15 protein-coding genes are annotated in these 18867 nt (G+C 65.3%); 12 read left to right on the top strand and 3 right to left on the bottom strand.

The window, feature by feature from the left end:
• Positions 1–249 precede the first annotated feature (249 nt).
• Together msrA and WHZ77_RS00940 are read right to left on the bottom strand one after the other, a co-directional pair.
• Entirely contained in the window at positions 250–912 is a 663-nt protein-coding gene (gene msrA / locus WHZ77_RS00945; protein WP_375311978.1) for a peptide-methionine (S)-S-oxide reductase MsrA, read from the bottom strand.
• A gap of 162 nt (positions 913–1074) precedes the next feature.
• Positions 1075–1392, bottom strand: a complete 318-nt coding sequence (locus WHZ77_RS00940; RefSeq protein WP_375311977.1) for a hypothetical protein — start codon at positions 1390–1392, stop codon at positions 1075–1077.
• Between the two features lie 403 nt (positions 1393–1795).
• Between WHZ77_RS00940 and rpsT the strand changes: the two genes are divergently transcribed.
• From rpsT to WHZ77_RS00880, 12 genes are all read left to right on the top strand, one after another.
• Positions 1796–2062 (top strand): 30S ribosomal protein S20, encoded by a 267-nt coding sequence (gene rpsT, locus WHZ77_RS00935; RefSeq protein ID WP_151645560.1) that lies wholly within the window; start codon positions 1796–1798, stop codon positions 2060–2062.
• Between the two features lie 1254 nt (positions 2063–3316).
• Positions 3317–4729, top strand: a complete 1413-nt coding sequence (gene dnaA, locus WHZ77_RS00930) for a chromosomal replication initiator protein DnaA (protein WP_375311976.1) — start codon at positions 3317–3319, stop codon at positions 4727–4729.
• 280 nt (positions 4730–5009) lie between these two features.
• Positions 5010–6128 carry a DNA polymerase III subunit beta gene (gene dnaN / locus WHZ77_RS00925; RefSeq protein WP_375311975.1) on the top strand — a complete coding sequence of 373 codons (1119 nt, stop codon included), beginning with the start codon at positions 5010–5012 and terminating at the stop codon, positions 6126–6128.
• A gap of 57 nt (positions 6129–6185) precedes the next feature.
• Positions 6186–6473 (top strand): GIY-YIG nuclease family protein, encoded by a 288-nt coding sequence (locus tag WHZ77_RS00920; protein ID WP_375311974.1) that lies wholly within the window; start codon positions 6186–6188, stop codon positions 6471–6473.
• Positions 6474–6519: 46 nt separating this feature from the next.
• Entirely contained in the window at positions 6520–7659 is a 1140-nt protein-coding gene (gene recF, locus WHZ77_RS00915; RefSeq protein ID WP_375311973.1) for a DNA replication/repair protein RecF, read from the top strand.
• Positions 7660–7762: 103 nt separating this feature from the next.
• Positions 7763–8506, top strand: a complete 744-nt coding sequence (locus WHZ77_RS00910) for a hypothetical protein (RefSeq protein ID WP_375311972.1) — start codon at positions 7763–7765, stop codon at positions 8504–8506.
• Between the two features lie 108 nt (positions 8507–8614).
• Entirely contained in the window at positions 8615–10786 is a 2172-nt protein-coding gene (locus WHZ77_RS00905) for a hypothetical protein (protein ID WP_375311971.1), read from the top strand.
• A gap of 281 nt (positions 10787–11067) precedes the next feature.
• On the top strand, positions 11068–13503 hold the full coding sequence (gene gyrB / locus WHZ77_RS00900; protein ID WP_375311970.1) for a DNA topoisomerase (ATP-hydrolyzing) subunit B: 2436 nt from the start codon (positions 11068–11070) through the stop codon (positions 13501–13503).
• Positions 13504–13776: 273 nt separating this feature from the next.
• Positions 13777–15072, top strand: a complete 1296-nt coding sequence (gene murA / locus WHZ77_RS00895) for a UDP-N-acetylglucosamine 1-carboxyvinyltransferase (protein ID WP_375311969.1) — start codon at positions 13777–13779, stop codon at positions 15070–15072.
• Between the two features lie 90 nt (positions 15073–15162).
• Positions 15163–16557, top strand: coding sequence for an MATE family efflux transporter (locus WHZ77_RS00890; RefSeq protein ID WP_375311968.1), 1395 nt, complete (start codon positions 15163–15165; stop codon positions 16555–16557).
• Entirely contained in the window at positions 16554–17042 is a 489-nt protein-coding gene (locus WHZ77_RS00885; protein ID WP_375311967.1) for a DUF2867 domain-containing protein, read from the top strand. Before WHZ77_RS00890 ends, WHZ77_RS00885 begins: the two co-directional genes overlap by 4 nt.
• A complete protein-coding gene (locus WHZ77_RS00880; protein ID WP_375311966.1) occupies positions 17039–17689 on the top strand; it encodes a 2-hydroxychromene-2-carboxylate isomerase in 651 nt (216 codons plus the stop codon). Before WHZ77_RS00885 ends, WHZ77_RS00880 begins: the two co-directional genes overlap by 4 nt.
• A 1-nt stretch (position 17690) precedes the next feature.
• Here WHZ77_RS00880 and WHZ77_RS00875 read toward each other — a convergent pair whose 3' ends face one another.
• On the bottom strand, positions 17691–18806 hold the full coding sequence (locus tag WHZ77_RS00875) for an aromatic acid exporter family protein (RefSeq protein WP_375311965.1): 1116 nt from the start codon (positions 18804–18806) through the stop codon (positions 17691–17693).
• Positions 18807–18867 lie beyond the last annotated feature (61 nt).

Below are 18867 nucleotides of genomic sequence, written 5' to 3'. Positions count from 1 at the left end.
GAACGAGACAGCCTCAGTGATGCACCGGTTATGGTTAATAAAGCGTTGAGGGGAGTGCGGTGATGCTGCTCTTACCCTCCCCTGGAAAGAGAGGGTCGATCGCGCGAGCAGGGTGGGGTGATCTCTCCGCTCGGGCAGTGTTCGATGTGGAGAGACCGTCACCCCACCCCGCTACGCATTTCGCTTCGCTGCATGCGTAGCGACCCTCCCCCTCCAGGGGAGGGTCAGCAAGAAGCACGACCCGGTGCTTTATACTGACGCGCTCACGCCCGCGCCGATCGGACAGGACACGCCGGTGCCGCCGAGCCCGCAATAGCCGGCGGGATTCTTCGCCAGATATTGCTGGTGGTAATCCTCGGCGAAATAGAATTCACCGGCGGGCGCGATCTCGGTGGTGATGGCGGCGAGACCCTTGGCGGCAAGCGCCTTCTGATAAAGCGCCCTGGATTCGTCGGCCGCCTTCTTCTGCGCATCGGAATGCGTGTAGATCGCGCTTCGGTATTGCGTGCCGACGTCGTTGCCCTGGCGCATGCCCTGCGTCGGGTTGTGGCTCTCCCAGAACGTCTTCAGCAATCTCTCGTAGGAGATCTTCTTCGGATCGAACACGACCAGCACCACTTCGGTGTGGCCGGTGCGCCCCGAGCAGGTCTCTTCATAGGTCGGGTTCGGCGTATGGCCGCCGGCATAGCCAACGGCGGTCGTGTAGATGCCATCGCCGAGTTCCCAGAACTTGCGCTCGGCGCCCCAGAAGCAGCCGAGCCCGAACACGGCCTGCTCGAGGCCGGCGGGATAAGGCGGCTGCAACTTGCTGCCGTTGACGAAATGGGTGGTCGCGGTCGGAATGGCTTGTGCACGGCCGGGCAGCGCCTCAGTTGCGCTCGGCAATGCGGTGGTCTTGCGCATGAACAGCATGATTGGGCCTCCGCAACGAGCTGTTCGTCGCTTGAGCCAATTCAAGAAGAAGGACTCAGACGGCGTGCTCGCGATCAAGTGGGAATATAGGTCTTTACGCGCGAAGGGGCAGCCCTGTTACGCCGCCGCCAGCGCGAAAGCTCAGTCGCGGGAATTGAAAGATCAATCCCGGGAATAGCCGATCAGCGGCTTGCGCGGACGGAACAGGATCATCAGGAGGATGCCCAGAATGCCAAGGACGGCGAAGACCGGCTGATCCAGCACCAGGCGGATCACCGAGGTCCAGAGCCAGGGCGCCTTGGCCTCGACCCAGGTGCGGAACGCCGTCTGGCTGGCCTGATTGATGTCGTTCCAGAACTGGCCAAACCGGGTGAACCGCAGGGTCTGGTCGGCCACCCAGCGGGCGCCGTCATAGACCATGAAGATGAAACCGCCGGCGAGCAGCAGCAGCCCAACCAGTCGGAAAAAGCCGCGGATCATGCCTCACCCCACATGGTCGTCCGATCGGACGACCCGTCAAACTCCGCCAGCCAATAGCGGGGAGACGGCAGAAATTCAACCTCTTCAGGGCGTTACGGCACGCCTCTCGGCGCTCAAGGCCCGTTTCCAGGCCGGGAAGGCGTTGACGGTGCCGCAGACCCTCTCTATAAGGGCGCCAACTGGCGGCGGGCGCAATCCTGCCGCCGCTGTTCTTTGAGCAGTTGCAGGCGCCTTGAGCTTTTAATGGCTCTTTGGAGCCTCAGAGACGGCCCGCAAGGCTGTCGCTCATGCTCCGGGAACAGCCCAGCAATCGAACACCCTAAATCCGAGCGTCGATCAAGCGGTCAAGCAGCCGGCGCTACCCGAACAAGACGCGACCGGTACCGCAAAGGATATAGAGACCATGGCCAATACCACCTCCGCCAAGAAAGCGACGCGCAAGATCGCCCGCCGCACTGCCGTCAACAAGTCGCGCCGCACCCAGATGCGCGGCGTCGTGCGCACTGTCGAAGAAGCCATCAAGACCGGCGATCGCGCCGCCGCGACGCAGGCGCTGGCGAATGCCGAGCCTGCCCTGATGCGCGCCGCGCAACGCAACATCATTCACAAGAACAACGCCAGCCGCAAGGTCTCGCGCCTCACCGCGCAGATCGCCAAGCTCGCGAAGTAACGTCGAGCAAGCTGGTCGGGTCATCCGATCGGTTGAGCCCATCGAGCATCGCGCTCGTCAATCAGCCCGGCTTCACGCCGGGCTTTTTGTTGTCTGCCGCAATTCGCGCTCGCAGTCGTCGGGCGACCCATCTTTCGTTGGAAGACTCTCGTCGTCCTCGCTATGCGGCGCCCGTAATTTTACCTGTCGATGTTTTTGCCACAGCGGAAACTCTCACTGCATTGCGAAAAGCCCTGCGGGACGGGCACAAATGCAATTGCTGCGCAAGCTAGTTCTTCACACCGTAGATTCACCGTAGCGCGTTTCGCGGTGGAGTTACCCTTCGGAACGAGACTCAAAAAACGATGCTCAGATAATCACTTATCCACATAGTGACGCCAAGCATTTGGAAAATGAGGTCCCGCGGCACTCGCGTGACGCTTTTGTAAAATATTTTTGGTCGCCGCCCGGGAATTGTCACACGACGCGTCGCTCTCTCGATTCTCTACGCTGATTCAAAACCTTGGTCTCAACCCTGTGAACAACTCGCGCGCCGCGTTAACGCAGATCAAGTTTTTTAACGCCTCTACTGTGAATCAATTTCGTTGCGAGTCTTTCCGCTTGGTGTATTCCTTAAGTCGTCCGCAGCGCCCACGATCTTGAGACCAGCGCGGTTTTAGAAACGGGGCGAGCGTGCAAATCGGCGGCGGTGTGCACGTAGGCGGCGCTTCAACAAGCGATTGTCGGTTCAAAACCTACAGCAATGTGGGAATGGTAGTTCTTTGTCTGAATGTCTCCAAGCGAGATTTCTCGATCTCGCTCGCGCCAGCGCAAATGAGAGATGTCACGAAGCTACCCCGACACGACTGATGGCGTAGCCGGGCGGGCGAACAGGACAGACGGGCAGGACATAAGCGACTTTGGTCGTGGTTGTCTTCAGGACACGCAGGACCTTGCCGTGAGCAATCACGGCAGGACGGGGAGGTATCATGTCTTACGGACTCAACGCGGTATTGAAACAAGTCTCAAATTCCAACGATGCCGTTCTAAATCCGTCGGACACCCAGCCTCCCGCCTGTGACGGAGCGCCGAGTACGCGCTGACCTCGCGACCCTCCATCTCTGACATCGCTGATCGGACGCGGCGTTTTCGCCGAACGGTCGAGCCATGCCTGACGATGGACTCGCTTTGAGGTCGCGCCGTTTCGGGGATCCCGGCAGGGACCCTGCATGGCGCTCACAACGCAACTTTATCTCTCAATAGAAGTTTCAAACGATGAACACATCGGAACAGGATCGCTGGTCACGCGTGAAGAGCCGGCTGCGCTCGAACGTTGGCGAAGACGTCTATACGAGCTGGTTTGCCCGCATGGATCTGGAAGGCGTGCAGGAGGAGAGCGTGCGGCTCTCGGTTCCCACGCGCTTCCTGAAGAGCTGGATTCAGGCTCATTATGCCGAGCGCGTGCTGTCGTGCTGGCAGGCCGAGATGCCCGAGGTGCATCGCATCGATCTCACCGTTCGCACGGCCGTGCGCCCGGTCGCACAGCCGAAGGAAGCGCCCCCGCCGGTCGAGACGCGCCGCGCACCCGCCGCCGAGCTGCGCTCAACCGCGACCGCACCGGTCTCCGCCAATCATGACGCGCTCGGCGGCTCGCCGCTCGATCCGCGCCTGACCTTTGCGAGCTTCGTCGTCGGCCGCTCCAACACGCTGGCACATGCGGCGGCACGCCAGGTCGCCGAGGGCCGTCGCGGCGACCCGGTCATGTTCAACCCGCTCTACATCCATGCCGGCGTCGGCCTCGGCAAGACGCATCTGCTTCAGGCGGTGACCTGGGCCGGCAATTCCGGCAACGAACGCAAGGTGCTGTACCTGACCGCGGAAAAATTCATGTACGGCTTCGTCGCCGCGCTGAAGACGCAGACGGCGCTCGCCTTCAAGGAGGCGCTGCGCGGCATCGACGTGCTCGTCATCGACGATCTGCAGTTCCTGCAGGGCAAGTCGACGCAGGCCGAGTTCTGTCACACGCTGAACGCGCTGATCGACGCCGGCCGCCAGGTCGTGATCGCGGCCGACCGTCCGCCGTCCGATCTCGAAAGCCTCGACGATCGCGTGCGCTCGCGACTGGCCGGCGGTCTCGTGGTCGAGATGGGCTCCCTCGGCGAAGAGCTGCGGCACGGCATTCTCAAGTCGCGCGTCGCGGCGGCTCGCGCCCATCATGCGACGTTCGAGGTGCCCGAGGAGGTGCTGACCTATCTGGCCCGCGCCATCACCCATAACGGCAGGGATCTGGAAGGCGCTATCAACCGCCTGCTGGCGCATTCGAAACTCAACAACCGGCCGGTGACGCTGGAGATGGCCGAGCACGAGGTGCGCGACCTGATCCGCCCGCAGGAGCCGAAGCGGATCAAGATCGAGGACATCCAGCGCGTGGTGGCGCGGCAGTATAATGTCAGCCGCTCCGACCTGTTGTCCTCGCGCCGCACCGCCAACGTGGTCCGTCCGCGCCAGGTGGCGATGTACCTCGCCAAGACGCTGACCCTGCGTTCGCTCCCCGAGATCGGCCGCCGCTTCGGCGGGCGCGACCACACCACGGTTCTGCACGCCGTGCGCAAGATCGAGGCACTGGTCTCCAAGGACACCGCGCTGTCAGACGAAGTCGAGGCGCTGAAGCGCCAGCTTCAGGAATAAACGCCTGGTGCTGCTGCCATTCTCCCGCCGCCCCGGCCATGCCTGGGCGGCGGTCTTCATTTCTGCCGGTAAATCGTGGGGAACTGCCCCGCAATCCCTTGAAACGGATGGCTTTCCGCGCCACCTTGCGCGACCCTGACGGCTTTGGTCATATCGACTGGATGACCCGGTCTGTCGGGGTCTTTCGGTGCCGTGGCGCGCGTCCCGCCGCCCGGCTTTTCCAACACTGGGTTTTCACCAGGTTTTCACTGGTTTTCTTGGGGATCGGGCGAGTAGTGCAATGAAAGTTACGGTCGAGCGCGCGCAACTCCTGAAGTCGCTGGGTCATGTCCACCGCGTGGTCGAGCGCCGGAACACGATCCCGATCCTCGGCAACGTGCTGGTCCGCGCCGAGAACACGAAACTGTCGCTGAAGGCGACCGACCTCGACCTCGAGGTGACGGAGACGCTGCCTGCGGAGACCGCGACCGCAGGTTCCACCACCGTGCCGGCGCACATGTTCTATGACATCGTGCGCAAGCTGCCTGATGGATCGCAGATCGTGCTGGAGGCCGACGGCGACCGCGCCGTGCTGGCGATCCGCGCCGGCCGCTCGCGCTTCACGCTGCAGACCCTGCCGGAGAATGACTTCCCGGATCTTGCCGCCGGCGACATGTCGCATTCGTTCAACCTCGCCGCCAAGGACGTCAAGCGGCTGATCGACCGCACCCAGTTCGCCATCTCGACGGAAGAGACGCGCTATTATCTCAACGGCATCTATCTGCACGCCGCCGGCACGCCGACCGCCGCCACCCTACGCGGCGTCGCCACCGACGGTCATCGCCTCGCCCAGCTCGACCTGGTCCAGCCCAAGGGCGCCGACGGCATGCCGGGTGTGATCGTGCCACGCAAGACCGTCGGCGAGGTGCAGCGCCTGATCGAGGATGCCGAGGCCGAGGTCACGATCGAGCTGTCGCAGGCCAAGATCCGCTTCACCATCGGCAATGTGGTGCTGACCTCGAAGCTGATCGACGGCACCTTCCCCGATTATGGCCGCGTCATCCCGCAGGGCAACGACAAGGAGCTCGTCGTCGACAAGAAGGACTTCGAGAACGCGGTCGACCGCGTTTCCACGATCTCCAGCGAGCGCGGGCGGGCGGTGAAGCTGTCGCTGTCGCCAGGCAAGCTGGTGCTGTCGGTGACCAACCCGGATTCCGGCAGCGCCACCGAAGAGCTCGAGGTCGAATACGCCTCCGACGCCCTCGATATCGGCTTCAACTCCCGCTACCTGCTCGACATCGCCGCCCAGATCGAAGGCGACGTCGCAACGCTGAGGCTCGCCGACCCCGGCTCGCCCACGCTGGTGCAGGACCGCGACGACAAGAGCGCGCTGTACGTGCTGATGCCGATGCGGGTGTGAGGGCTATTTCTCTCCTCTCGTCATGGCCGGGCTTGACCCGGCCATCCATCAAACAAGATGACCTATTGGGTGTACATCCTCGCCAGTAAGCCCGGAGGAACGCTGTATATCGGCGTGACCAACAATCTGATCAGACGCGTCTACGAACATCGCGAGGGTCTGGTAGATGGCTTTACCAAACGCGACGGGGTGAAGACGCTGGTCTATTTCGAGGCGCACGACACGATCGCCGCTGCCCTCCAGCGCGAAAAGAACATGAAACACTGGTCGCGCGAGTGGAAGATCGATCTGATCGTGAAGAGCAATCCCGCTTGGCAAGACCTATATGATGAAATTGCCCGCTGAGGCGGGCGATGGATTGCCGGGTCAAGCCCGGCAATGACAGAGTGATATGACCCCCTCCCGCATTCATCGCCTGACGCTGACGCATTTTCGCAATTATCGGGCGGCGGGGCTCGAGACGGCGGCTGACATGGTAGCGCTGGTCGGGCCGAACGGGGCGGGCAAGACCAATTGCATCGAGGCGATCTCGTTCCTGTCGCCGGGCCGCGGCCTGCGGCGCGCCACGCTGGAAGACGTCGCCGACAACCAGGGCGACGGCTCCTGGGCGCTCTCCGCGCAGATCGAAGGCGCATTGGGCCTGGCCACGCTCGGCACCGGTATCGATCCGCCGCGGGCAGATAGCGCGGTCAGCCGGCGCTGCCGCATCGACCGCGAGCCGGTCAATTCGGCCACCGCCTTCGGCGACCACATCCGCATGGTGTGGCTGACGCCGGCGATGGACGGGCTGTTCATGGGCGCCGGCTCCGAACGGCGGCGTTTCTTCGATCGCCTGGTGCTCGCCATCGACAGCGAGCATTCCAGCCGGATCTCTGCGCTCGACCGCTCCCTGCGCTCGCGCAACCGCCTGCTCGAGACGCGCAATTACGACGACCATTGGTGTGACGCGATCGAGCGCGAGACCGCCGAGCTCGCGGTCGCCGTCGCCGCGACGCGTGGCCAGACCGCGGCGCGGCTGACCGGCATGCTCAATGCGCGCGCGCAAGCTTCCGCGTTTCCGTCGGCGCAGATCGCGCTCGACGGCTGGATGGAGAACGCGCTGCTTCAGGAGACCGCGACGTCGGTCGAGGACCGCTACCGCCAGATCCTGCGCGACAACCGTCCGCGCGACGCGATCGCCGGCCGCACCACCGACGGCCCGCACCTCACCGACCTCCAGGTGATCTACGCACCCAAGAGCATGCCGGCGCGCGACGCCTCGACCGGCGAGCAGAAAGCGCTGCTGATCGGCCTGGTGCTGGCGCATGCGACACTGGTCGCGGAGATGACCGGCATCGTGCCGCTGCTGCTGCTCGACGAGGTCGTTGCCCATCTCGATCCGAACCGGCGCGCCGCGCTGTTCGACGAGCTGCGCAAGCTCGGCGCACAGGTGTGGCTGACCGGCGCGGATCCGGCCGCCTTCGCCGATATCGGCGCCGGAGGCGAGATCTTTGACGTCGAGAGCGGACGGGTCTCCAACCGCCGCCCTTGAACCTGCCCCATTCTCCTCACGACTAGTTGCCAGAGGCCGCGCCGACGGTGTCGCAGCCGCTGCAGTCGCGATGACATCACGCGCGATATCCCTGGAGAGTGAGATGCGGACGGTAACGCCCGGGGCGCAAGTCCCGGCACGATGGCTGGCGTTTGCGTGCGGCCTTGTCCTGCTCGCGAGCTGCATGCTCGCCGCAAGTGCCAGCGCCTGGGTGCCGCATCTGTCGGCGCTGTTTTCGGCCGGGCTCACGCCGGATCCCGACGCCAGGCTGCCCGCACCGACCCGTTACAGCTACCGAGGAATCCACACCACGGTGGCGAGCGGCTTCGAGGCGCCGCTGCGCACCAGGCTCGACGCCACCGTGCCCGCCAGGCTTGGCGACGTGCTCGCCTTCTACCGCACCGAACTCGGCAAGCTCGGTTGGCAGGAAAAGACCGATGGCGCAGTGATCACCGCCGATCACGCGCAGCTCGCCTTCGCCTCCCCGCTGGGACAGGCGACGCTGGAGCTGCACCGCAACGACAACAGCACATTGGTCAATCTCGTGCAGAAGAATACGGAGACGGCGACCAGGGCGAACGTCATGCCCGAGCCGGGCCAGGCCAAAGTGGTGTTCAGCAATATCGGCGAGACCGAAGCGGTGCTCACGATCCACGAGCGAACCATCCGGCGCGCGGGCGGCGCCAACGCGGTGGCGCTGGATCTGCCGCCCGGCAGATATTCCTATGAACTGAGCGTCCCGGGCCATGCAGTCACCACGAACATCCTCACCTTCGCCGCCGGCGACACCTGGGAGCTCACGGTCGGGCGCGGCGGCGAGGCATGGTCGCCGCTCCAGCTGTATTGAACCTCACGGGTTTCTGCCGCGACTTCTCGTTCGAGGCCGCGCCGACGGTGTCGCGGCCCGCAATTGCGCGAGGAATGATGACCCGCGCGAAATCCAGGAGCTTTGACGATGCCGATGATCCCGCGCGGGACGCAAGTCCCGGCACGCTGGCGGCTGCTTGTGTGCGGCCTCTTCCTGACGGCGAGCTGCTCGATCGCGGCGGCTGCCGACGGGGGCATCGTCGACGTCCACGCGCTGCCGCAGCTGGAAGGCGCGGTGGAAGACACCTCGCGTCCCGATCCTTACCGGGTCGAATATCGTGTGCCGACGCCGGCCGCAGTGACATTGCCCGCGGTCCGGAAACTCCTGAGCGCCAACGGATGGGTGCCCTATGTGATGCCGCTGGAGGAGACGAGCACTACGTTGAAATTGAAGAAGGGACGGCAGGGCCTCTCGGTTCATTTCACGCAGGCGCCCGGCCGGCCCGACCAGTCTGTCGTCAACTACACGACCGACCGCATCTATTCGAATGTGCCGTTTCCCGAAGGCGCCAGCGACATCGTGTTCGACGGCACCCGGCCCTATCTCGGCTGCATCGCCCCTGCGGCGCTCAATGCGACATCGGATTTCTACGCCAGCCAGATGAATGCGATCGGCTGGCGGAAACTCACGCCCGAGGCGGCCGCACGCTGGACCAATGCCGGCCTTGACGAGACTATTCCGAACGGCGTGCGCGCGTTCTACGACCATGCCGACGACGAGGTGACGGGCTTCTACAAGCAGAAGCCCGTCATGCTGACGCTGACGCGCCGCGACGACGGCCGGACCAATGTCGACATCCGGGTCGCGCCCTTCGCGCTTCCCGTCGATCTCAAGGCCGACAGCGATATCGCCGGCCTGCCCCGGCCGAGCTTCACCAGGCGGGCGGCGGGCGTGGGCAGCGCCAGCTCCAACAAGCACGAGATGACGGCCGCCGCGACGGCCGAGCTGCCCGCCGTACTCGCCTTTTATCATCGCGAACTCGCCGCGCGCGGCTGGCAGGAGGATGGAAACGCGCCGCTCGCGCCTGGCGACGAGGTGGCGATCAGGATCTCCACGGCAGAGGAAACCGGCTTGCTGCGGGTCGGCCGCAAATATGATTTCACCATGATCAGCCTGACCGCGCAGGTGAAGGAATCGGCGCTTGCGGCCCGCGCCAGGGCGAAGAAGGAAGCCGACGACAGATTCTTCAGCGACGCAACATCCGTCGCCAAGCAGATGATCGCCGCCGACGAAGCGAGGCGCAAGGTGCAGGCGGCCGCGCTGTCCGATACGCCGCTCAATCCGCTCGCCGACAGCAAGACGCCGCTGCCGCTGCCCGAAAACGCCGAGGGCGTGAAGTTCGAAGGCGACAACGGCCAGCTGGAATTCTCATCCACCTCGAGTGTGAAGGCGCTCACCGCGTTCTATCGCGCGGCGCTGGAGCCCGCAGGCTGGAAAGAGCAGCCCTCCGTCATCAACCAGCCCAACATGGCGATGATGGAGTTTTCCAGGAGCGGCAAGTCGATCTCGATGACCGTGATGCAGATGGGCCCGAAGGTGAATGTCCGCGCCAACGGTTCCGGCCTTATGGTGGCTGCCGCCAAGCCGGAGGCCACTCCGGAGGTGCAGGCCAGATCTTCCGAGGCGAAGTCCTCCGAGCCGCTCAAGCCCGACAGCGAATCCCAACTCCCCGTGCCGACACAGCGCTCGTCGACCTCGCTTGCCACCACGAAACTGCCAGGCAGCGAGATTCCGTTCCGCCGCGAGCTGGCAGCCAGCATCCCGGCCCCGCTCGGCGACGTCCTGGCGTTCTACCGCGCGGAGCTTTCCAGGCTCGGCTGGCAGGAAAAGGCCGACGGTGCGACCGTGTCCGCGGAGCGCGCGCAGATCGACTTCACCTCGCCGCAAGGCCCGGCCACGCTCAAGCTCGGCCGCGCCAAGGGCGAGACCACGGTCAGCCTGGTGCAGAAGAATCCGGATGCCGCGACCCAGGCGGACATCATGCCGAGGCCCGGCCAGGCCAGGCTGATGCTTGGCAATATCGGGCCAAAGGAAGCTGCGCTGACGATCAACAAGCAGACCATCAAGATCGCGGCCGGCGCCGGCGGTCCGCAATCGCCGAAGGGTCCGATGCTCGACCTGCCGCCCGGCACGTACCAATACGCGCTGCGAATGCCCGGACGCCCGGCCCGTACCGAGACCCTCACGGTCGCCGCCGGCGATGCCTGGGGCCTCATGGTGGGTCCGAGCGGAGACGTGCTGCCGCTTCAGATGTACTGAACCCGTCCGTCCTCCGAGGCGCTCCAGGCGCCTCGGAACCATCCGGCCGCCCCGCAAAATCCACGCCTTCGAGCGACCCGGAACAGCCCTGCGAATCGCGCTTTTCGCAGCGCCCAAAAACGGCCTCCAACCGCCTTGAAAACCGGCAAAAAACCCCTATTTGATCAAAGGGTTGCTGGAGGATACTTTGCGCTAGGCGCAAGCTGTCTTTCATGGCACAAATAGCCTGCAAATCAGCGCCTTTTGCGCGGCTGATTCGGGCGACATCTCGAAGGCCTCTCATGACAGAACCTGCTCGGCAGACGCCTGCCGAAAACGAGCCCTCAAATCCAAGCGATTACGGGGCGGAATCGATCCGCGTGCTCAAGGGTCTCGATGCTGTCCGCAAGCGCCCGGGCATGTATATCGGCGACACCGACGACGGCTCCGGCCTGCACCACATGGTCTACGAGGTCGTCGACAACGCGATCGACGAAGCGCTCGCGGGCCACGCCACGCGCGTCGACGTGATCCTCAATGCCGACAATTCCGTCACCGTGCGCGACGACGGCCGCGGCATTCCTGTCGACATCCACAAGGGCGAAGGCATCTCGGCCGCCGAGGTCATCATGACCCAGCTCCATGCCGGCGGAAAGTTCGACCAGAATTCCTACAAGGTCTCCGGCGGTCTGCACGGCGTCGGCGTCTCCGTCGTCAACGCGCTGTCGAGCAAGCTCGGCTTGCGCATCTGGCGCGACAACAAGGAGCACTACATCGAATTCGCCCATGGCGATGCGGTCGCACCGCTGGTGGTGGTCGGAGATGCGCCGGGCCGACGCGGCACCGAGGTGACGTTCCAGGCTTCGACCGAGACTTTCAAGAACATCGAATATGATTTCGCGACGCTGGAGCACCGGCTGCGCGAGCTCGCCTTCCTCAACTCCGGCGTCAACATCGCCCTCTCCGACATGCGTCACGCGGTCGAGAAGCGCGAGGAGATGCACTATTCGGGCGGCGTCGAGGAATTCGTCAAATATCTCGACCGCAACAAGAAGGCGATCGTGCCGGCACCGATCATGGTGCGCGCGGAAGCCAACGGCATCGGCGTCGAGGCCGCGTTGTGGTGGAACGACAGCTACCACGAAAACGTGCTGTGCTTCACCAACAACATCCCGCAACGCGACGGCGGCACTCATCTCGCCGGCTTCCGCGGCGCGCTGACGCGCCAGGTCAACGGCTATGCCGAGGCCCACGCCAAGAAGGAAAAGATCGCGCTGACCGGCGACGACTGCCGCGAAGGCCTCACCGCCGTGTTGTCGGTGAAGGTGCCCGATCCGAAATTCTCGTCGCAGACCAAGGACAAGCTGGTGTCCTCGGAAGTGCGTCCCGTGGTCGAGAACGTCCTCAACGAAGCGCTCCAGGCCTGGTTCGAGGAGCACCCGTCCGAGGCCAAGATGATCGTCGGCAAGGTGATCCAGGCCGCCGCTGCCCGCGAAGCCGCGCGCAAAGCGCGCGAGCTGACGCGCAAGAGCCCGCTCTCGGTCTCGTCGCTGCCCGGCAAGCTCGCCGACTGCCAGGAAAAAGATCCGGCCAAGTCTGAACTCTTCATCGTCGAGGGCGACTCGGCAGGCGGCAGTGCCAAGCAGGGCCGCAACCGTGAATTCCAGGCCGTGCTGCCGCTGCGCGGCAAGATCCTCAACGTGGAACGCGTGCGTCCCGACAAGATGCTGCACAGCGAGCAGATCGGCACGCTGATCACCGCGCTCGGCACCGGCATCAGCGACGAGTTCTCGATCGAGAAGCTGCGCTATCACAAGATCATCGTGATGACGGACGCCGACGTCGACGGCGCCCACATCCGCACGCTGCTGCTCACCTTCTTCTACCGCCAGATGCGCGAGATCATCGACGGCGGCTATCTCTATATCGCCCAGCCGCCGCTGTATAAGGTCAACCGCGGCAAGTCCGAGCAGTACCTCAAGGACGAGCGGGCGCTCGAGGATTATCTGATCGACACCGGACTCGACGACTGCGTCTATATTCCGGGCACCGGCGGCGATCGCACCGGCCGCGACCTGCGTTCGCTGATCGACGACGCCCGCGCCGTCCGCGGCATCCTGCGCAGCCTGCACACCCGCTACAATCGCAAGGTGATCGAGCAGGCCGCCATCACCGGCGTGCTCAACAAGGCAATCTACGGCGACCCGGAGAAGGCCGCAGCGGCCGCGCAATACATCGCCGCCCGGCTCGACACGCTCGCCGACGAGGTCGAGCGCGGCTGGGTCGGCCAATACGTTGAAGGCCAGGGCTTCCAGTTCGAGCGCACGGTGCGCGGCGTCAAGGAAGCCGCCCTCATCGACGACGCCTTCCTGGGTTCGGTCGAAGCCCGCAAGCTCGACGAGTACACGGTGAAGCTCCAGGACGTTTATGCCCGCCCGGGCAAGCTGCGCCGCAAGGACACCGAGCACATGGTCTACGGCCCGGTCGACCTGTTCGAAGCCGTCACCGACGCCGGCCGCAAGGGCGTCACCCTGCAGCGCTACAAAGGACTGGGCGAGATGAACCCGGAGCAGCTCTGGGAAACGACGCTGGACACCAATGCGCGCTCGCTGCTGCAGGTGAAGGTCAAGGAGGTCGACGAGGCCGACGACATCTTCACCAAGCTGATGGGCGACGTGGTCGAGCCGCGCCGCGATTTCATCCAGGAACATTCGCTGAGCGCGACGATCGATATCTAGGGCTTGCTGCGCCTCTCCCCGCTTGCGGGAGGGGCCGACCCGCCCCGGACGATGCGAAGCGTCGTCCCGCGCGCGCCGGATGAGGGTTTTCTCTTCGCCGGGATGCTCTGCGTAAATCTCGACAATCCCACCGCGGAAACACCCTCTCCCCGGCCCTCCCCCGCGAGCACCACCTTCCTGGTAGTCATCAAGCCCGAATTGCTACCCTGCTCGTTTCTCTGTATTTTCAGCTTCAAAGCAGCCCCGCCCACTCAACAGGACAGCGAGAACCCCGTGGCGCCCATCCAGTACATCGTCGAGGGCGGTCACCGGCTCTCGGGCTCGATCGAGCCGTCCGGCAACAAGAATTCGGCGCTGCCGATCATCGCCGCTGCCCTGCTCACCGAGCATCCGGTGACGCTGGAGAATGTGCCGCGGATCCGCGACACCGAGACGCTGGTCGAGCTGATCCGCTCGGTCGGCGCGGCGGCGGAATGGACCGCGCGCAATACGCTTCGGATTCACGCCAAGAGCATCCGCGCAGCCGACCTCGATCCCGAGCTGTGCGTGCGCATCCGTGCCTCGATCCTGCTGGCCGGCCCGCTGCTCGCCCGCTGCGGCGAGGTGATGCTGCCGCCGCCCGGCGGCGACGTCATCGGCCGCCGTCGCCTCGACACGCACGTGCTGGCGCTCGAACAGCTGGGGGCCAAGGTCACGGCGACCGACCGGCTCGAATTCCGCGCGGCAAGGCTCGCCGGCGCCGACGTGTTCCTGGACGAGCCGAGCGTCACCGCGACCGAGAATGCACTGGTCGCGGCGGTGGCCGCCGACGGCGTCACCTATTTGCGCAACGCCGCCTCCGAGCCGCATGTGCAGGATCTCGCCAATTTCCTGGTCGCGCTCGGCGCCAGGATCGAGGGCATCGGCACCAACACCATGATCGTGCACGGACCGGCGACGCTGGGCGGCACCACCTACCGGATCCAGCCCGACCATATCGAGGTCGGCTCGCTGATCGGGCTTGCCGCCGTGACGCGCTCGCCGCTTCGCATCACACGCGCCGGCGTCGAGCATCTGCGCTCGATCCGCATGGGCTTCGAGCGGCTCGGCATCGTCTGCCGCGTCGAGGGCGACGATCTCATCGTGCCCTCGAACCAGACGCTGAAGATCCAGGACGATTTCGGCGGCCACGTGCCGAAGCTGGAAGACCAGCCCTGGCCCGCCTTCCCGGCCGACCTCATGTCGATCGCGATCGTCACCGCCACGCAATGTGAGGGCGTGATCCTGATGTTCGAGAAGATGTTCGAATCGCGGATGTTCTTCGTCGACAAGCTGATCGCGATGGGCGCGCGAATCGTGCTGTGCGATCCGCACCGCGCCATCATCGCAGGCCCCAGCCGCCTGCGCGGCGCGCCGATGACCTCGCCCGACATCCGCGCCGGCATGGCGATGCTGCTCGCGGCGGTCTGCGCCGAGGGCACCTCCACGATCAACAACGCCGACCAGATCGAGCGCGGCTACGAGCGCATCGAGGAACGGCTGAATGCGCTGGGTGCCAAGATCAAGCGCGTGCCGGAACGAAAGAGCTGAGGCTTCTTTCTTCGCCTCTCCCGCAAGCGGGGCGAGGGAGAAGAAGCACGGGCCATGTTTTCGTCGCTCGGCCGTGCTAATGAGCCCGCCATGCTCGATACCGTCCAACATCAATCGCAGCCGCAAGCCGGCGCGCCGCCGAATCATCTCGCCGAAGAGTTCGTCGAGACGTTGCGGCTGGCCGTGCCGATGATGCTGACGCAGCTCGGGCAGATCGCGATGATCACGACCGACCTCGCGATGATCGGCAGGCTCGGTGAGGACGCGGTCGCCGCGGCCGCGCTGGCGCATACGGTCTATTTCGTCAGCTTCACCTTCGGGCTCGGGCTGGTGACCGCGGTATCGCCGCTGGCCGCACAGGCGTTCGGCGCGGGCGACGTCAAACGGCTTCGACACGCCTTGCGCGTCGGCCTGTGGGTCTCGTTCCTGATCTCGCTGCCGATGATGGCTTCGCCGCTCTACGGCGAAAAGATCCTGCTTGCGCTCGGCCAGGCGCCGCAGTCCGCCGCGCTCGCCCAGCGCTATCTGAACGGGCTGGCCTGGGGCATCGCGCCGGCGCTCGGCTTCATCGCGCTGCGCAGCATGATGAGCGCGGTGAACCGGCCGCAGGCGCCGCTGTGGATCACGCTCGCGGCGATCCCCGTCAATGCCGCGCTGGTCTATGCCCTGATCCATGGCCTGTTCGGCCTGCCGCAGCTCGGCCTGTTCGGCGCGGGGCTTGCGACCGCGCTGGTCAATCTCGGCACCTTTCTCGCTGCGCTGGCCATCGCCGCATGGCGAAAGCCGTTTGCCGATTACCAGCCGCTTGCGCGCCTGTGGCGGATCGACTGGCCCCTGATGCGGCGGCTCATTGCGATCGGTGCGCCGATCTCGTTTTCCCTGCTGCTGGAATACGGCCTGTTCTCATCGGCCGCACTGCTGATGGGATTGATCTCGACAGCGGCGCTCGCCGCGCACCAGATCGCGCTCCAGGTCACGGCTGTGCTGTTCATGGTCCCGCTCGGCATCGGCATGGCCGCGACGGTGCGGGTCGGCCACGCGTTCGGCCGCAACGACCCGGCCGCGGTGCGCCGCGCTGGCCTGGTTGCTTCCGTGCTCGGGATCGCGTTCGTCTCCGCGCTGACCGTCGCCATCATCCTCGGCCGCTACGAGCTCGGGCGGCTGTTTTTCGGCCACGGCGAGACCGGGGCGGCAACGGTCGAGCTGACCGCGACGCTGCTGCTGGTCGGCGCGACCTTCTTCATCGCCGATGCGCTCCAGACCATCATGGGCGGCGCCCTGCGCGGCATCAATGACACCAGGATGACGCTGGTGTTCGCGGCGATCGGCTATTGGTGCGTCGGCTTTCCCATCGCCTGGTGGCTTGCCTTCCACGCCCATCTCGGCGCGGTCGGCGTCTGGATCGGGCTGTCGATCGGATCGTTCGTCTATGCTGGCCTTCTGATCTTGCGCTTCCGGTTGCTGACGCGCAGATTGGCGGCATGAACGGGACAGTCCGCGAAATCACGCCTGAGGTCGATGCCGGTGCCGTGCTGGCGGGCGCGCAGTTCATCGACGCGTTTCGCGTCGAGATCGGCGCAGCGGCAGTGAATGCCCGCGAGGCCTGCACACGGATGGTGCTGCACGGACCGCGCTGGATCGATGCGCTGATACGCCTGCGCAACATCCTGGTGAGCCCGTTCGGATTGAAGACATCGGGCGAAGGCGCGCCGGCGCCGGGCGGGCTGATCGGCCTGTTTCCGGTGCTGAGCGAGACGCCGGAGCGGCTGGTCGCCGGCTTCGACGATTCCCACCTCGATTTCCGCATCGTGGTCGATGTCGCGGGCACGGCGGCGGACCGCAGGGTGACCTCGACCACGCTGGTGCGGACGCATAATCTGCTCGGACGCACCTATCTCACGCTCATCATGCCCTTCCACAAGCTCGTGGTCCGCGGCATGATGGGACGCATCGCGGAGCCGGCCCGATGACACTCTCTGTCGACCTCTTCTTCTCCTTCCGCAGCCCGTTCAGCTATCTGGCACTGCCGAAGACGCTGAAGCTCGTCGAAGATTATGACCTCGCGGTGAATCTGCGGCCGGTCTATCCGCTCGCGGTCCGCGTGCCCGGCTTCTTCAAGAAGGCCAGCCCGAACTTCATTCGCTATGTGGTACTCGACAGCACGCGCGTGGCGCAGCACGAGGGCATTCCGTTCCGCTTTCCGAGGCCCGATCCGATCGTCCAGGACAAGGTGACATTCGATGTCGCGGCCGAGCAGCCGTACATCCACCGCCTGACCCGGCTCGGCGCCATGGCGCAGCTCGAGGGCCGCTCGCTCGATTTCACAGCCGCGATCGCGCGCGTGCTCTGGGACGGCTCGGTGGCGGGATGGAACGAGGGCGATCATCTCGCGCGCGCCGCCGGAAAGGCCGGCTTCGACCTCGCCGCGATGGATGATGCGATCAAAGCTGACGCCGATCGCTACGAGCAGGTGATCGCGGAGAACGAAAAGGACCACGCGGCATCAGGCCATTGGGGCGTGCCGACTTTCGTATTCGAGAACGAGCCGTTCTTCGGCCAGGACCGCATCGACCTCCTGGTCTGGCGCATTCAGGGCAAGGGCCTGACGAAGCGGTAGTTCACACACCCTTGCGCACCGGCCGATCAACCGCCGCCTCCGACCATTCGCCGACGACGCGGTCGAGATCGCAGAGATTCTGGTGCATCTGCTCCAGCGAGAAACCGATCGCGAAGAAGCGTTCGGCGGTGTCGCCGGGCTGACCGCGGATCAGTCCGTCCTGACGCACGGCGGCGACCGCCTCGGCATAATGCTGGAGCGCGACGTGGACGGGATGGATCGGCGGCGCGCCAGTGCCCTCGCGCAAGGCCGCGGCGGCCGAACGCAGGAAGCGCGCGATCACGGTCGAGACTTCCGTCAAGGGAGCTGCGAGCCGCATCTGCACGTCGACAGGCAGCGGCACCACGGTGGCACGGCCGATCATCACGACGTCGTGGCGCAGGCGCAGGACCGTGCGCAACAGCGGGCCGGTATCGGGCCCGCCCGACAGACGCGCGGCGCGCTCGCGCTCGGCTTCGGCGCCGATCGCATTGAGCCCGACCATCGCCGTGCCGATGCCGTCCTGGATCCGGTGCAGCGCGTCGTTGTCGCGGCCGCGCGTGAGGCCGGCGAGCAGTTCGGCGAACGCATCGGCAATCAGTTCGAGCAGCTTTGCCGCGGCGGCGCGGATCTGCCGCACCGCGCGGGAGGGCAGCACCAGGAACGAAACCAGCAGCCCGGTGATGGCGCCGACCCCGACCTCGCTGACCCGGTCGATCGCCGAGGTCATGGGATCGGAGTGATGCATGGTCGGAACCAGCAGCACGATCACCGCCGTCACCGTGGCCGCGCTGAGGCTCGGATTGATCGCGGCGATGAAGGCCAGCGGGGCGACCGAGAGCACCAGCAGGCCGAGCAGGCCCGCTTCGCTCGAATAAGGGATCAGGATCGCGATGGCGCCGCCATAGATGGCGCCACCGATGGTGCCGAGCATGTAGTCGCGCGTCGCCTTCAGCGAGCGGCCGACGCTCATCTGGGTCACGATCAGCGAGGTCAGGACCGCCCAGAGCGGCAACAGCAGATGCAGCGCGGTGGCGATGGCATAGGCCGCGGTGGCCGCCACGGTGACCCGGATCGCCAGTCCCAATTGCGTCCGCCGCGACCGGATCCGGTCGAACAGCTTTCCCGCCAATGCCATGGTCAAACGTTCCGATCTCTCGAGCCAGGCAAAAGCATGGCTGATGCCCGCGGCCCCAAGG

Source organism: Bradyrhizobium sp. A5 (assembly GCF_042076515.1).
GTDB classification, from domain to species: domain Bacteria; phylum Pseudomonadota; class Alphaproteobacteria; order Rhizobiales; family Xanthobacteraceae; genus Bradyrhizobium; species Bradyrhizobium cosmicum.
Note: the sequence above shows the minus strand (reverse complement) of the source record. Positions and strands in the feature narration are given on the sequence as shown.